This is a genomic window from unidentified bacterial endosymbiont (assembly GCF_918797525.1).
In the GTDB taxonomy this organism is placed as follows: Bacteria; Pseudomonadota; Gammaproteobacteria; order Enterobacterales; family Enterobacteriaceae; genus Enterobacter.
In genome coordinates, this window is record NZ_OU963893.1 from 1,635,926 (window position 1) to 1,650,719 (window position 14,794).

The window sequence follows — 14,794 nt, forward strand, 5'->3', positions numbered from 1 at the left end:
CGCAGAGTGCTTGATCCGCGAGAGACTCAGGTTAAAATCTCGCGGTTTTGGGACATCTCTGAAAAAACTGCGCGGGAACACAACAATGAATAAAGTGGCATTACTGGGCTTAGGCCTGATGGTTGTATCGGCGGCGGCGAACGCCATTAGCTTTAACGGCCAGGCGGGTAAGGATTACACCCACCTGGGCTTTGGCCTTGGCACAGAAACCTCCGGCCTGGCGATGACCGGCGGATGGACGCATAACGATGACGACGGCGATGCCGCCAGCCTCGGTCTTGGTCTGAACGTGCCTCTCGGCCCGTTGCTGGCGACCGTCGGCGGTAAAGGGATTTACACCAACCCGAACAACGGCGACGAAGGCTACGCGGCGGCGGTCGGTGGCGGCCTGCAGTGGAAAATTGGCGACAGCTTTGGCCTGTTCGGTGAGTATTATTACTCTCCGGATTCCCTCTCCAGCGGTATCGACAGCTATGAAGAAGCCAACGCTGGCGCGCGCTGGACTATCATCCGTCCGATCACCATTGAAGCAGGCTATCGCTACCTGAACCTGGCGGGCAAAGACGGCAACCGCGACAACGCGCTGGCCGACGGCCCGTACGTGGGCGTTAGCGCCGGTTTCTAATCTCTTTGGCGCGACGTTCTGTTGCGCCAGTTTCTCTCTTCTCCCCGTGCGCGATTGCGCTATAGTGTTTTGTCCATAGAAATGGGAGAACACAATGATAAACGTGGAAATGTTATCCACTGGCGACGAGGTGCTGCAGGGGCAAATTATTGATACCAATGCCGCCTGGCTTGCCGATTTATTTTTTGAGCAGGGATTACCGTTAACGCGCCGCAATACCGTGGGTGATAATCTTGAGTCACTGGTAAACATACTGCGTGAGCGCAGCGAGCACGCCGACGTGCTGATTGTGAACGGTGGTCTTGGCCCGACCAGCGACGATCTCAGCGCGATCGCCGCCGCCACCGCGAAAGGCGAAGGGCTGGTGATGGATGAAGAGTGGCTGGCGCAGATGAAGCGCTTTTTTACCGGGCGTGGCCGGGTGATGGCCCCCACCAACCGTAAACAGGCTGAAATTCCCGCCAGCGCGGAACGCCTTGATAACCCGGTCGGCACCGCCTGCGGATTTGCCGTTAAGCTGAACCGCTGTCTGATGTTCTTCACGCCGGGCGTTCCGTCTGAATTTAAAGTGATGGTCGAGCAGCAGATCCTGCCACGCCTGCGCGCGCGTTTTACCCTGCCTGAGCCTCCGTTGTGTCTGCGCCTGACCACCTTTGGCCGCTCTGAAAGCGATCTCGCCCAGAGCCTTGACCACCTGCAACTGCCCCCGGGCGTGTCGATGGGCTATCGCTCTTCAATGCCGATTATCGAACTGAAGCTCACCGGCCCGGCAACGCAAAAATCCGCCATGCTGGCGCTGTGGCCGGAAGTTCAGCGCGTGGCGGGCGAAAGCCTGATTTTTGAAGGTACGCAAGGGCTACCGCCGCAGATTGCAGAGGATCTTCAGTTCCGTCAGCTAAGTGTAACTTTAAGCGAGCAGTTCACCGGCGGCCTGCTGGCGCTGCAGTTGTCCCGCGCTGGCGCGCCGCTACTCGCCAGTGAGGTGGTCCCGTTCCAGCAGGAGACGCTGGCCCAGACCGCGCGCTGGGCGTCAGAACGTAGGGTGAACCATTTTGCCGGGCTGGCGCTCTCTGTCGGCGGAGTGGATGGAGAGCACCTGAATTTTGCCCTTGCGACGCCGGAAGGCACCCATGCGCTGCGGGTGAAAATGAGCATGACCCGCCACAGCCTGGCGGTGCGCCAGGAAGTGTGCGCCATGATGGCGCTGAACATGCTGCGCCGCTGGTTGAACGGGAAAGCGGTCGCCAGCGAGCACGGCTGGATTAACGTCGTCGAATCGCTGTTCGTCGAGTAACCGGTTACCGGAAAGTTTCCCGGCCACGGTTAGCCCAGCGCGTTTGCCAGCAGGGTTATGGGATGTTCACACCGCTTGCGGGTGGACATCTCAATCTGCCATTTGCAGGTTTCGCAATCTGTCACCACGATATCCGCGCCGCTCTCGTCAATCTGGCGGAACAGCGGTGCGCCAATTGCCTGTGAGGTGGGGTAGTTTTCGCGCTTGAAGCCGTAGGTTCCGGCAATGCCACAGCAGCGTGAATCCAGCACTGTCAGCTCCAGCCCCGGGATCAGCCGCAGCAGCTCCAGCGTATAAAGCGACCAGCCCATCTTTTCCATATGACACGGCGTGTGGTAGACCACTTTTAGCGGTAACGACTTCAGCGGGAGCGTTTGTCCGCTATCGAGTTTGCGCCACAGGAAACGCGTCGCCAGCTCAATGTGTTCGCGCAGGCCGCTGTTATCCACATCCAGCAGGTGCGGATACTCATCCCGGAGGGTGAACGTGCAGGTGGATGAGGTGGCCAACACCGGGAGCCCTTTTTCAACAATCGCCTCGCGCAATGAGATGACGTTACGTTTGGCCTGTTTACGCGCTTTATCGGTAAAACCGTTGGCAATCAGCGGTACGCCGCAGCACGTCTCCTTGCTGAGAAGCTGCATGCCTGTTCCCATCGCATTCAGCACTTTCAGCAGATCTTTTCCCAACTGCGGATGGTTGTAGTTCACATAGCAGCCGTGGAAAAATGCCACCCGATCGTGATATTGCGCCTGGTGTGCCGCCACCGTCCTGTACCAGCGGCGGAAGGTGCCATGAGAATATTTGGGCAGGCTACGGTGATGGTCGATTTTCAGCGTTACGTCCAGCAGTTGACGGACCGGTTTGAGCGCCGTCGCGGCGTTGATAAGCGGAGCGAAAGGCGTTGAGACGCTGCCCATCAGGTCGGTATGGCTGAGGATCGCATCGCGTAGCGTCGGTTTCTGCGTGCTATAGCGCGCCCGGGCACGCTGGATGATGTCGCCAATTTTGACGTCAGACGGGCAGGCCACTTCGCAGCGTTTGCAGTTGATACAGTATTTCAGCGCGTCATCGTACAGCGCGCCGTCTTTCAGACGCAGGCGTTCGCCGTCTGGCCCGGCCTGTTTTGGGCCTGGGTAGCGCGGGTTCACGCCGCTGACCGGGCAGACGGTGGTGCAGACTGTACATTTTATGCAGCTTTCGAAGCGAGTGTCATTCATGATTGCGCCCCCGTGCGCTGGCAAATCTGCTCTGCCACATACAGCGCCGTGATGGCGCAAACGCCCCCACCGCAGCCCTGCACGATGGGATCGTATCCGCCCAGAACAGAGCCAATGGCGAAAAGAGTGTCGACAGGCTTAGCCGAAAGTTGTGGATGCAACTGCGTATCCACAATGACGCCAAACTGTTGCCAGGGCTGGGGCGCAAAGAAATCACTCTGATACCAGTCCGCCCGGGACGGGCTTTGCCTGACGTCCAGCCCCAGAATAGCTTCACGAATACCTTCCCGGCTGCTCAGCAACCCATTGCTGAAGAAACTGCCGCTTGCCAGTACCGTATAAGGCGCGCGAAGGGGGATATCGCCGTGGTTACGCGTCCACACCTCGCTGGCTTCGCCGTGGTTTAGGGTGATTTTTTTCACTTCGTCACCCGCCATCCATACGCCACCCTGAGCGATAAACCGGCGCTGAAGCTGGTTATGCAGGCGAATGCCGGGTACGGAGGGCGCAAGCGTGGGGAGCAAACCGAGAGTGCAGGGCAGGCGATCCGACAGCCAGCGCCAGAGCCGGTTATCCGTCAGGCCAAAGCAGGCGGGCATCATTAGCGTGTCGCACTTGTTGCCTAAGGGGCTGAGCGCGTCGTACAGCAGGGGCCAGTTATCTTCGTTATCCAGCAGTCGGGCAATATTCACCGCCCGAAATTCGCTGGGGTTGTCGCGCAGTACGTCAAGCTCGGGGAGGTCTATCTCTGTCGCATTAACATTTATCCCCTGGCGACTGAGCGACGCTGCGGCAAGATGGGGCTGAAAATCGAGAAAACCGCTGATCCCCACCACCAGCACGCGTTTCGCGTTGAATGGCGCGATGGGGACCTCTTCCGGGCTGAGCCAGGCCGAGCGCAATGTGCCGAGCGGAGTGACCCGCAGGTGATTCTCCCCGGCGTTGCCCTGTAAGCGCGCGCCGCAATCGGCCAGCAGCGCTTCGGCTTCATGGGCGAAACGGGTCATATTCTGCGTGCCGACCAGGCGATACGGGTGCGCTGGCGGCAACGTATTGCGATGCGCCGCGTCGAGTAGATCCAGCGAACCAGAGGAGAAGTGCAGGGCGCTCTGACCCCGGGTGATGATGGCGCAGCGTAGCCCCTGACGGGTAAGCTTAATGCCGCAAAGCAGCCCCGCCAGCCCGCCGCCGACAATCACGGTGTCAAAATTCATCATGGTATTCCTTCTCCAGACCACAAAGCCCCTGGTAGACCCAGCGGGTAAACTCGCTTTCGCGCAGGGCATCGCCCCAGGCGACAGGCTGAATGCCTTTCCAGCGCTCGTTTAAAAAAACGCTGAGCTGATCCAGCGACCGGACGGCAGTGGTGGAATGAAAACGGTGTAACAGCCCGGCGGCGCGGCAGGCGCAGAGTTCCCCCTGACAGGTCCCCATCCCGACGCGGGTGCGGCGGCGTAAATCAAGCAGGTTATTTACCCTCAGATTCTCCACCGCATACTGCACTTCGCCTGCCGTTACCGCTTCACACTCGCACACCAGGCTGCGGCTAAGACGCTCATTACCCAGCCAGGTTGGCGTTCTGTCGCCGTGGCGATAAATGGCGGAGCCGCGCAACGGGGCGGGCAGTGAGATGATTTTGTGAAGCGTTTTCTCCGTAGACTGGCGCGAGCCGGGCAGCGGCTGCTCCGCCGTCACGCAACCTTCGTTGTTCCCCAGTTTGTGGCAGACGGCATCCGTTACCCACTGGGCCATCAGACGGTAGGTCATCAGCTTGCCGCCGGTGATGGTGATAAAGCCGTCCATGCCGTCGCGCTCTGCGTGATCGAGCAACACAATGCCGCGGCTGACGTTACGCCCGCTCGGGTCGTTATCGCAGGCTACCAGCGGGCGCACGCCCGCATAGGCCCGCAGAATTCGCGTCTGCGCCATCACCGGGGCCAGTTTTTCCCCTTCGCGCAGCAGGATGTCGACCTCTTCAGCCGTCACCCGGTTGTCGTCAATCTCACTGTAATCCACATGAGTTGAGGTGGTGCCGATGAGCGAAATGGTGTCACCGGGCACCAGAATATCGGCGTCGGACGGTTTTCGGCAGCGGTTGATCACATGATTATTGATACGGTGGTCGAGGATAAGCAGTGAACCTTTGGCCGGGAACATGCGAATCGACAAATCGGCATATTCTGCGATGCGCTGCCCCCAGATCCCCGCCGCGTTGACCACCACGGCGGCAAACAGCTCGCGGTGCTCAAGATATTGCGTGTCGTAAGTGCGTACGCCGCAGACGGTGTTACCTTCGCGAATAAGCCCGGTGACCACATGCCCGGTCAGGATTTGGGCGCCATGTTCCCGAGCGTCCAGCATATTGGCGGCCGTCAGGCGAAAAGGATCTACCGTGCCGTCAGGGACTTTCACCGCCCCGATAAGCGCTGGGTTCACAGAAGGTTCAAGACGGCGCGCCTGCGCCGGGTCAATGGCTTCAGCCTGAATGCTCGCGGCATGGCAGGCGGAGATAAACGTCTGTTGAAAGGCGATGTCGTCTTGCGGAAGGGTGATAAAGAGGCCGTCGGTCGGCTCAATACAGTGGCGGGCAATGCGTTTGAGGATCTGGTTTTCGGCAATACACTCCCGGGCTGATTCACCGTCGGTGACCGCGTATCGCGCACCGCTGTGTAGCAAACCATGATTGCGCCCGGTCGCGCCCGTTGCAATGTCATGACGCTCCAGAAGCGTGACGCTTAAGCCTCGTAGGGCGCAATCACGTGCGATCCCGGCGCCGGTGGCGCCACCGCCAATTATGATCACGTCGCTATAGTGCGGGTCATGAAATGCCATCGTCTACCCTCTATATTCGTTTTTTTACCATTTAGCCACAATCACAATGTAGTTTGTTTGATTTCGAACATAAACGCGCATAATTCGAAAATGAAACGTGATTTCGTGCGCCTTTTTGCGCACTTTGTCATATTTCTGTAACAATTTGTGCGTTGATTCACAGTAACAATCAATGTGATTTCTTAACATCGCCGCCTCTGGAATCAGGTGCAAGCCACCTGATTAATTACGACAAGGCCACGGAGGCTGTCATGCTGAGTATTTTCAAACCTGCGCCGCACAGGGCGCGTCTGCCAGAGGCAGACATTGATCCGCTATACCGTCGCCTGCGCTGGCAAATTTTCCTCGGAATTTTCTTTGGCTACGCGGCGTATTATCTGGTGCGTAAGAACTTCGCCCTTGCCATGCCTTATCTGGTGGAGCAGGGCTTCTCGCGGGGGGATTTAGGCTTCGCGCTGTCGGGGATCTCCATCGCCTACGGTTTTTCCAAATTTATTATGGGCTCCGTGTCGGACCGTTCGAACCCGCGCGTGTTCTTGCCTGCCGGTCTGATTCTGGCCGCCGCGGTGATGCTGTTTATGGGCTTTGTCCCGTGGGCAACATCAAGCATTGCGGTGATGTTTGTGCTGTTGTTCCTCTGCGGCTGGTTCCAGGGAATGGGATGGCCGCCATGCGGGCGCACCATGGTGCACTGGTGGTCGCAGAAAGAGCGTGGCGGCATCGTGTCGGTGTGGAACTGCGCGCATAACGTCGGAGGCGGTATTCCGCCGCTGCTGTTCCTGCTGGGAATGGCCTGGTTCAACGACTGGAAAGCCGCACTCTATATGCCTGCCTTTGGCGCGATTGTGGTGGCGATTATTGCCTTTGCGCTGATGCGTGACACCCCGCAATCCTGCGGTTTGCCGCCCATCGAAGAGTATAAAAATGACTATCCGGACGATTACAGCGAGCAACACGAAGAGGAACTGACCGCCAAACAGATCTTCATGAAATACGTGCTGCCCAACAAACTGCTGTGGTACATCGCGATAGCGAACGTGTTTGTGTATCTGCTGCGCTACGGCATTCTCGACTGGTCACCGACCTACCTGAAGGAGGTTAAGCATTTCGCGCTGGATAAATCGTCCTGGGCCTACTTCCTGTATGAATATGCCGGGATCCCCGGTACGCTGATTTGCGGCTGGATGTCGGACAAGGTGTTCAGAGGTAACCGTGGCGCGACGGGCGTGTTCTTTATGACCCTCGTCACCATCGCCACCGTGGTCTACTGGCTCAACCCGCCGGGCAACCCGGGCGTGGATATGGCCTGTATGATCGTCATCGGTTTCCTGATTTACGGCCCGGTCATGCTGATTGGCCTGCACGCGCTGGAGCTGGCGCCGAAAAAAGCGGCAGGCACCGCAGCAGGCTTTACCGGTCTGTTTGGTTATCTCGGCGGCTCGGTCGCGGCAAGCGCCATTGTGGGCTATACCGTTGACTTCTTCGGCTGGGACGGCGGCTTTATGGTGATGATTGGCGGCAGCGTGCTGGCCGTTCTGTTGCTGATTGTGGTGATGATTGGTGAAAGACGCCACCACGCAGAAATAGAAGCGCGTCGTCAATAAAGAGAAGTACGAGGGTGATGACCGGCCTGCTGCAGGCCGGTATAACTCTGAAAGTGGACGCTCGGTAAAATGACCTTAGGGAACGCCGTTCAACGAGAGTTGTGATCCCATATACGCCTGCAGCAGAGATAACGGGCTGCCGTTCACCGGCGGTTCTTTTGCCAGTAACGAGATTTGCCGATAAAACGTCGGGGCCAGCGCAACTGAGCGAATCTCCCCGCCGACTGCCTTCAGCGTGAGTTCCGGTAACAATGCAATCCCCAACCCCTGACGGATAAAGCTCATGGCGCTATCCGGGTGGTTAAATTCGTATTTAATCACCGGTTCAATTCCCTTCTCTTTGAATAACGCCATGATGCTTAATTCATAGCGCCCTTTACTGACAATCAGCGGTTCTCCCTTCAGCGCTTCCAGTGAGAGGGTGGTGTGTTTGGCGAGAGGGTGGTTTTCAGGAACCACCACGGTGAATTTATCGCGATAGACCGGCACACAGTACATACCGCTGACCGGAAAGTGCACAAAGCCTGCATCAATGCTGCCATTGCGCAGGGAGTCGACAATCTCGTTGCTGTTCTCTTCATAAGGAATGATTTTGATGTTCGGGTGATGCTGCTCGAAATAACGGATAATGCCGGGCAATATGCAGGCGCAGACGCTGGGAAAACAGCCGATATGCAGGGTACGGATCGGGTTTTGTTTCTCCTGCTCCGCAATCTCTTTCACCGCGTGCGTTTGCACAATGATCTCCCTCAGATGCGGGAGCAGTCTGCTGCCTGCTGCCGTTAGCTGAATCGCTTTTCGACGGTCGCGGACCAGGATATTGACCCCCAGCTCCTCTTCAAGCGCTGAAATGGCCTGACTAACCGCGGACTGCGTCATAAAGAGCCGTTTGCTGGCTTCGGTAAAACCGCCAAATTCAAGCACGGCAAGCAGGGCATGGATCTGGGTTATAGTCATTAGTATTCTCTAATTAATATAATTAAAATGATTAATTTCTCTAATAGAGTGAGCCTGTTTATACTCACCGTCTAGCATAAAAATCATATTTTGACGCACCTGAACGTTTTTCAGTTGAGCTCAGCGTTGTCTGCGTGCGCCGTCTGGACGGGTTGTCGGAAATGAAAGAAAAACTGTGGACGAAAGATTTTTGGGCAATAACTCTTATCAGCTTCATCATCTTTTTTGTTTTCTATGTTCTACTGACGCTGCTGCCGATCTACATTTCCGATCGCCTGCACGCCACCCCTGATAAGGCTGGGTTATTAGTGACCTTCTTTTTAGGGGCTGCCATTCTTGTTCGCCCTTTTGCCGGGCAATGGGTGGGGAAATATTCGAATAAAACGATTCTGGTGCTCTCTTCTCTGGCCTTTCTGGTGGTCACTGCGCTGTATCCGCTTTGCCATTCAATTGAATCACTCTTGCTTGTTCGGGTGCTTCACGGTGTAACGTTCGGCGTTATTACTACGGTGAAAGGGACGATTTCCGCGCGGTTGATACCGGCCTCCCGACGTGGGGAGGGCATCAGCTTTTTCTCTTTAGCAATGGGCCTGGCGATGGTGGTAGGGCCGTGGGTTGGGCTGAACATGGCGCGCTGGGAAGCCTGGACCGTCGCATTCTGGCTCTGTACGGCCGTTTCGGTGCTGGGTATTGTTCTGTCGCTCATCGTCGCGGTACCGCCCGTTATTCGTCACGCCGATGGTTCTACACCCAGACTGGGATTTACTGCCATGTTTGACCGCGCAGCGCTGCCCTTCGCGATGGTGACGTTTTTTATGACCTTCTCTTATGCGGGCGTCTCTGCGTTCCTTGCGCTTTACGCCCGGGAGCTGGATTTGATGGCGGCCGCCAGTAATTTCCTGCTGTGCTACGCGATTTGCCTGATGGGATGCCGAACCTTTACCGGCAATATTTGCGATAAGAAAGGGCCGAGATATGTCGTTTACCCCTGTCTGCTGGCCTTTACCGTAGGGCTGGTGGCGCTTGGCTACACCAGCGGCAGCGTCATGATGATTATTGCCGGCGGATTGATTGGCATTGGTTATGGCTCAGTGACGCCCGTATTCCAGACGCAAATTATCAGCTCGGTAGAGCCGCATAAGATTGGGGTTGCAAATTCTTTATTTTTCAATGCAATGGATGCAGGAATGGCGATCGGCGCCTTTATTATGGGGATGATGGTCGAGGGGATGGGGGTACCGGGCAATTTATCTGGTCGGGGCGCTGCTGGTGGTGCTGGCCGGTGCGCTGTATATCGTGCAGATGAAAAAATGCGGAGACAGGGTGATGGTCTCCGCGCATGAGGTTCACTAGGCTTACATTTCGATCTCAATATCGCCTTTTGCCCTGCAGCAGCAGGGCAAAATGTCCCCTTCGCTGATAAAGGCCAGCGGTTCGGTCAGCCAGTCTACCTGGCCTGCGACCAGACGGCAGCGGCAGGCGCCGCAAAACCCTTCCCGACACTGGTACTCTACCTCCACCTGGTGGGCCTCAAGCGCCACCAGCAGGGAAGGGTGCTCTTCGTGGCACAACACTTCGGTACCCGAAAGGCTTAGCGTTACGCGCGTCATCAGAGCTGGAAATCGCTCAGGTCGTCAGTGTTGACCTCAGAATCGATCTGTCCCACCAGATACGAACTCACTTCCACTTCCTGCGGCGCAACCTGCACGTTATCGGATACCAGCCAGGTGTTGATCCACGGGATTGGGTTAGAGCGGGTCTGGAACGGCAGCTCAAGGCCAACCGCCTGCATACGGATGTTGGTGATGTACTCAACATACTGGCACAGTATGTCTTTGTTCAGGCCGATCATCGAGCCGTCGCGGAACAGGTAATCGGCCCACTCTTTCTCCTGCTGAGCCGCCAGCACGAACAGGTCATAACACTCCTGTTTGCACTCTTCGGCGATCCCGGCCATTTCCGGGTCGTCCACGCCGCTGCGCAGCAGGTTCAGCATGTGCTGGGTGCCGGTCAGGTGCAGGGCTTCGTCACGGGCGATCAGACGGATGATTTTGGCGTTACCTTCCATCAGCTTGCGCTCGGCAAAAGCGAAGGAGCAGGCGAAGCTGACGTAGAAGCGGATTGCTTCCAGGGCGTTAACGCTCATCAGGCACAGATACAGCTGTTTTTTCAGCGCGCGCAGGTTCACCGTAACGGTTTTACCGTTGACGTTGTGCGTGCCTTCGCCCAGCAGATGCCAGTAGCTGGTCATCTCGATCAATTGGTCGTAATAGTGGGCAATACCTTCCGCACGCTTTTGGATCTGCTCGTTGGTGACGATATCGTCAAACACCACCGCCGGATCGTTAACGATGTTGCGGATGATATGCGTGTAAGAGCGCGAGTGGATCGTCTCTGAGAACGCCCAGGTCTCCACCCAGGTTTCCAGCTCCGGAATGGAGATCAACGGCAGCAGCGCCACGTTCGGGCTACGGCCCTGGATGGAGTCCAGCAGCGTCTGGTACTTCAGGTTGCTGAGAAAGATATGCTTTTCGTGATCCGGCAGTGCCTGGAAATCAATGCGATCGCGGGAAACGTCCACTTCTTCCGGACGCCAGAAGAAGGAGAGTTGCTTTTCAATCAGCTTTTCGAAGATATCATATTTTTGCTGATCGTAGCGGGCCACATTGACCGACTGGCCGAAGAACATCGGTTCTTTGAGCTGGTCATTTTTCGTCTGTGAAAAGGTGGTGTATGCCATGCGTGTATCCTGTGAGAGATTTTGCGGGTCGGGCAAACAAAATCGTAGGCCGGGTAAGCGCAGCGCCACCCGGCATTGACATTAAATCTTACATGCGCCGCTTTCGCAGCCATCATCCTGAATTGACGCTACCATGTCATCCTGCGCATCTTCCGCACCGTCACGGGTGTTGTGATAGTACAGGGTTTTCACGCCAAATTTATAGGCGGTGAGCAGGTCTTTCAGCAGTTGCTGCATTGGGACCTTGCCGGACGGGAAGCGCGTTGGGTCATAGTTGGTATTGGCAGAGATCGACTGGTCGATAAACTTCTGCATGATACCCACCAGTTGCAGGTAACCGTCGTTGTTTGGCATCTCCCACAGTAGCTCATAGTTGTCACCCAGCGTCTCGTAATCCGGCACTACCTGACGCAGAACGCCGTCTTTCGAGGCTTTGATACTGACGTGTCCGCGCGGTGGCTCAATACCGTTGGTGGCGTTGGAGATCTGCGACGAGGTCTCGGACGGCATCAGGGCAGAGAGCGTGGAGTTACGCAGGCCGTGAGCCTTAATGGACGCGCGCAGGCCTTCCCAGTCGAGGTGCAGCGGTTCGTTAACAATCGCATCCAGGTCTTTCTTGTAGGTGTCGATCGGCAGAATGCCTTTCGCGTAGGTGGTCTCGTTAAACCACGGGCATGCGCCTTGCTCTTTCGCCAGTTCGTTGGATGCTTTCATCAGGTAGAACTGAATGGCTTCGAACGTCTGGTGCGTCAGGTTGTTGGCGCTGCCGTCAGAGTAACGCTTGCCGTTTTTCGCCAGCCAGTAGGCGAAGTTAATCACGCCAATACCCAGGGTACGACGGCCCATCGCGCCGCGTTTTGCCGCCGGAATAGGATAATCCTGGTAGTCCAGCAGGGCATCGAGCGCACGTACCGCCAGCACCGCCAGCTCTTCCAGCTCGTCAAGGCTCTTAATTGCACCCAGGTTGAACGCAGACAGCGTGCACAGGGCAATTTCACCGTTTTCGTCGTTCACATCGTTCAGCGGTTTGGTTGGCAGCGCGATTTCCAGGCACAGGTTAGACTGGCGCACTGGCGCAACAACCGGGTCGAACGGACTGTGGGTGTTGCAGTGGTCCACGTTCTGGATGTAGATACGGCCGGTAGAAGCACGCTCCTGCATCATCAGCGAGAACAGATCTACCGCCTTCACGTGCTGTTTACGGATGCTGTCGTCTTTTTCGTATTTTGTGTACAGACGCTCAAACTCGTCCTGATCGGCGAAGAACGCGTCGTACAGGCCTGGCACGTCGGACGGGCTGAACAGAGTGATCTCTTCTCCTTTCAGCAGACGGGTGTACATCAGCTTGTTGATCTGTACGCCGTAGTCCATGTGACGCACGCGGTTGCCTTCAACGCCACGGTTGTTCTTCAGCACCAGCAGGCTTTCCACTTCGAGGTGCCACATTGGGTAGAACAGTGTCGCTGCCCCCCCGCGCACGCCGCCCTGAGAGCAGGATTTCACCGCCGTCTGGAAGTGTTTGTAGAACGGAATACAGCCTGTGTGGAAGGCTTCACCGCCGCGAATTGGGCTACCCAGCGCACGAATACGACCGGCGTTAATACCGATACCGGCACGCTGAGAGACGTATTTCACAATCGCGCTGGAGGTGGCGTTGATGGAATCCAGGCTGTCACCGCACTCGATAAGCACGCAGGAGCTGAACTGACGAGTAGGAGTACGTACGCCGGACATAATGGGCGTCGGCAGAGAAATCTTAAACGTCGATACCGCATCGTAGAAACGCTTCACGTATTCCAGACGGGTATCACGCGGGTAATTAGAGAACAGACAGGCAGCCACCAGAATATAGAGGAACTGGGCGCTCTCGTAGATTTCACCCGTTACGCGGTTCTGCACCAGGTATTTGCCTTCGAGCTGCTTCACTGCCGCGTAGGAGAAGTTCATGTCGCGCCAGTGGTCGATAAACCCGTTCATCTGCTCGAACTCTTCTTGCGTATAGTCTTCCAGCAGATGCGTGTCGTATTTGCCCAGCTCGACCATTTTCACCACGTGAGCGAAAAGCGTCGGCGGTTCAAACTGGCCGTAGGCTTTTTTACGCAGGTGGAAAATCGCCAGACGTGCGGCGAGATACTGATAATCCGGTGCGTCGCGGGAGATAAGATCCGCCGCGGCCTTGATGATGGTTTCATGGATATCAGAGGTTTTAATGCCGTCGTAGAACTGGATGTGCGAGCGCAGCTCAACCTGGGAGATAGATACGTTGTTCAGTCCTTCTGCTGCCCAGTCGAGAACGCGATGGATTTTGTCCAGATTGATACGCTCGGTAGTACCGTCGCGCTTTGTCACCAGCAGACTCTGATTCATGTGGGTTTTTACCTGTCCGTGAAAATAAGAAAATATCCCCCGCTTATCCACAGGTTACTGTGGATAAATACTACATATAGGGGTTGTTCGTTAAAGTTAACGCAAGATGGTGAGTATTCTAGTAAGGATTCTTTTCAGTACAAGAGTTGATTTTGACGTTAAAGTGAGGTTGCTAAAGCGTAATAAAGGCTAAGTCCACGTATTGTAAGGCCTGAAGGTGATGTCAATATTACGCAAAAAAAATCCAAAATTTGATCGAGTGCTGATTTCTTCAACGCGTGGTCAGAATTGCGCAACATGATGCCGCGCAATCTTTATAAAATTAACGCATGACGTTAGTCATTTTTGGCGGTTGTGTGCAACATGTAGTTAACATCCACACCCGCTGCAAGCTTGAATTTATCGGTTAATGGATTGTAGTGCAGCCCGATGATGTGCTGCTCTTTGAGCCAGGTCTGGTCGACCCAGCTTAACAATTCGGCAGGCTTGATGAATTTCTTCACGTCGTGGGTTCCTTTGGGCACCATGCGCAGCACATACTCTGCACCGACAACGGCCATCAGCCAGGCTTTACCGTTACGGTTGATGGTCGAGAAGAACACCTGGCCCCCCGGCTTTACCAGTTTTGCGCAGGCGGTGACGACAGACTGCGGATCGGGCACGTGCTCCAGCATCTCCATACAGGTGACCACATCGTACTGATGGGCCTGTTTTACCGCATGTTCTTCAACGGTCTCCTGCACGTACACTACCTGCACGCCGGATTCCAGCGCATGCAGGCGCGCAACCTGCAGCGGCTCAAAGCCCATATCCAGGCCGGTGACGGTTGCGCCTTCACGGGCCATGCTCTCTGCCAGAATGCCGCCGCCGCAGCCGACGTCGAGCACCTTCTTACCGAACAGCCCGCCGGAACGTTCCGCGATATAGCCCAGACGCAGGGGGTTTATGCGGTGCAACGGTTTAAACTCACCGTCGAGATCCCACCAGCGGGACGCCACCGCTTCAAATTTTGCAATCTCTTGGTGGTCAACGTTGTGAGCCACCGGGGGGGTTTCGGCATTCATGGGCGCTTTTACTCCTTATTATGCAAGACTTCGGAGTATATCAGCCCACACGGTTGAATAAAGCTTATTGGTTTACCTCAATCACTGCGGC

The 14,794-nt window shown here is 56.1% G+C and carries 11 protein-coding genes and 1 pseudogene; 4 read left to right on the plus strand and 8 right to left on the minus strand.

Features of this window, described 5'->3' with window-relative positions; all coding sequences use genetic code 11:
* Window positions 1–85: 85 nt before the first annotated feature.
* The gene (locus NL510_RS07820) at window positions 86–625 is read left to right on the plus strand and encodes a YfaZ family outer membrane protein (RefSeq protein WP_253383253.1); all 540 of its coding nucleotides are present in this window, start codon (window positions 86–88) and stop codon (window positions 623–625) included.
* Window positions 626–719: 94 nt separating this feature from the next.
* Entirely contained in the window at window positions 720–1,919 is a 1,200-nt protein-coding gene (locus NL510_RS07825; RefSeq protein WP_253383261.1) for a nicotinamide mononucleotide deamidase-related protein YfaY, read from the plus strand.
* Window positions 1,920–1,948: 29 nt separating this feature from the next.
* Here the strand turns inward: NL510_RS07825 and glpC are convergent, their stop codons facing one another.
* Genes glpC through glpA form a run of 3 tightly spaced genes read right to left on the minus strand, consistent with a single transcriptional unit; the run spans window position 1,949 to window position 5,971 of the window.
* Window positions 1,949–3,139 carry an anaerobic glycerol-3-phosphate dehydrogenase subunit GlpC gene (gene glpC, locus NL510_RS07830; protein ID WP_253383270.1) on the minus strand — a complete coding sequence of 397 codons (1,191 nt, stop codon included), beginning with the start codon at window positions 3,137–3,139 and terminating at the stop codon, window positions 1,949–1,951.
* The gene (gene glpB, locus NL510_RS07835) at window positions 3,136–4,353 is read right to left on the minus strand and encodes a glycerol-3-phosphate dehydrogenase subunit GlpB (protein ID WP_253384804.1); all 1,218 of its coding nucleotides are present in this window, start codon (window positions 4,351–4,353) and stop codon (window positions 3,136–3,138) included. Before glpB ends, glpC begins: the two co-directional genes overlap by 4 nt.
* Window positions 4,343–5,971 (minus strand): anaerobic glycerol-3-phosphate dehydrogenase subunit A, encoded by a 1,629-nt coding sequence (gene glpA, locus NL510_RS07840; RefSeq protein ID WP_253383271.1) that lies wholly within the window; start codon window positions 5,969–5,971, stop codon window positions 4,343–4,345. Before glpA ends, glpB begins: the two co-directional genes overlap by 11 nt.
* A 251-nt stretch (window positions 5,972–6,222) precedes the next feature.
* On the opposite strand from glpA, the gene glpT reads away from it, so the two are divergent.
* Window positions 6,223–7,575: a glycerol-3-phosphate transporter gene (gene glpT, locus NL510_RS07845; RefSeq protein ID WP_253383273.1), complete on the plus strand. Its 1,353-nt coding sequence runs from the start codon at window positions 6,223–6,225 to the stop codon at window positions 7,573–7,575.
* A gap of 75 nt (window positions 7,576–7,650) precedes the next feature.
* On the opposite strand, the gene NL510_RS07850 is transcribed toward glpT, so the two are convergent.
* Window positions 7,651–8,532, minus strand: coding sequence for a LysR family transcriptional regulator (locus NL510_RS07850; RefSeq protein ID WP_253383275.1), 882 nt, complete (start codon window positions 8,530–8,532; stop codon window positions 7,651–7,653).
* A 161-nt stretch (window positions 8,533–8,693) separates the two neighbouring features.
* Here NL510_RS07850 and NL510_RS07855 point away from each other — a divergent pair.
* Window positions 8,694–9,885 (plus strand): annotated as a pseudogene (locus NL510_RS07855) (MFS transporter).
* Between the two features lie 2 nt (window positions 9,886–9,887).
* Here the strand turns inward: NL510_RS07855 and yfaE are convergent.
* The 4 genes from yfaE to ubiG all read right to left on the minus strand — a co-directional run bounded on the left by yfaE (window position 9,888) and on the right by ubiG (window position 14,703).
* A complete protein-coding gene (gene yfaE, locus NL510_RS07860) occupies window positions 9,888–10,142 on the minus strand; it encodes a class I ribonucleotide reductase maintenance protein YfaE (RefSeq protein WP_253383277.1) in 255 nt (84 codons plus the stop codon).
* On the minus strand, window positions 10,142–11,272 hold the full coding sequence (gene nrdB / locus NL510_RS07865) for a class Ia ribonucleoside-diphosphate reductase subunit beta (protein ID WP_253383283.1): 1,131 nt from the start codon (window positions 11,270–11,272) through the stop codon (window positions 10,142–10,144). The genes yfaE and nrdB overlap by 1 nt, the downstream gene beginning before the upstream one ends.
* An 81-nt stretch (window positions 11,273–11,353) precedes the next feature.
* The gene (gene nrdA / locus NL510_RS07870) at window positions 11,354–13,639 is read right to left on the minus strand and encodes a class 1a ribonucleoside-diphosphate reductase subunit alpha (protein WP_253383285.1); all 2,286 of its coding nucleotides are present in this window, start codon (window positions 13,637–13,639) and stop codon (window positions 11,354–11,356) included.
* A gap of 335 nt (window positions 13,640–13,974) precedes the next feature.
* Entirely contained in the window at window positions 13,975–14,703 is a 729-nt protein-coding gene (gene ubiG, locus NL510_RS07875) for a bifunctional 2-polyprenyl-6-hydroxyphenol methylase/3-demethylubiquinol 3-O-methyltransferase UbiG (RefSeq protein ID WP_253383292.1), read from the minus strand.
* Window positions 14,704–14,794: the final 91 nt, after the last annotated feature.

Bases quoted from the DNA above. Each gene is read 5' to 3' on its own strand.
- NL510_RS07820 (WP_253383253.1), top strand. From the start codon at position 86: ATGAATAAAGTGGCATTACTGGGCTTAGGCCTGATGGTTGTATCGGCG.
- NL510_RS07825 (WP_253383261.1), top strand. From the start codon at position 720: ATGATAAACGTGGAAATGTTATCCACTGGCGACGAGGTGCTGCAGGGG.
- glpC (WP_253383270.1), bottom strand. From the start codon at position 3,139: ATGAATGACACTCGCTTCGAAAGCTGCATAAAATGTACAGTCTGCACC.
- glpB (WP_253384804.1), bottom strand. From the start codon at position 4,353: ATGAATTTTGACACCGTGATTGTCGGCGGCGGGCTGGCGGGGCTGCTT.
- glpA (WP_253383271.1), bottom strand. From the start codon at position 5,971: ATGGCATTTCATGACCCGCACTATAGCGACGTGATCATAATTGGCGGT.
- glpT (WP_253383273.1), top strand. From the start codon at position 6,223: ATGCTGAGTATTTTCAAACCTGCGCCGCACAGGGCGCGTCTGCCAGAG.
- NL510_RS07850 (WP_253383275.1), bottom strand. From the start codon at position 8,532: ATGACTATAACCCAGATCCATGCCCTGCTTGCCGTGCTTGAATTTGGC.
- yfaE (WP_253383277.1), bottom strand. From the start codon at position 10,142: ATGACGCGCGTAACGCTAAGCCTTTCGGGTACCGAAGTGTTGTGCCAC.
- nrdB (WP_253383283.1), bottom strand. From the start codon at position 11,272: ATGGCATACACCACCTTTTCACAGACGAAAAATGACCAGCTCAAAGAA.
- nrdA (WP_253383285.1), bottom strand. From the start codon at position 13,639: ATGAATCAGAGTCTGCTGGTGACAAAGCGCGACGGTACTACCGAGCGT.
- ubiG (WP_253383292.1), bottom strand. From the start codon at position 14,703: ATGAATGCCGAAACCCCCCCGGTGGCTCACAACGTTGACCACCAAGAG.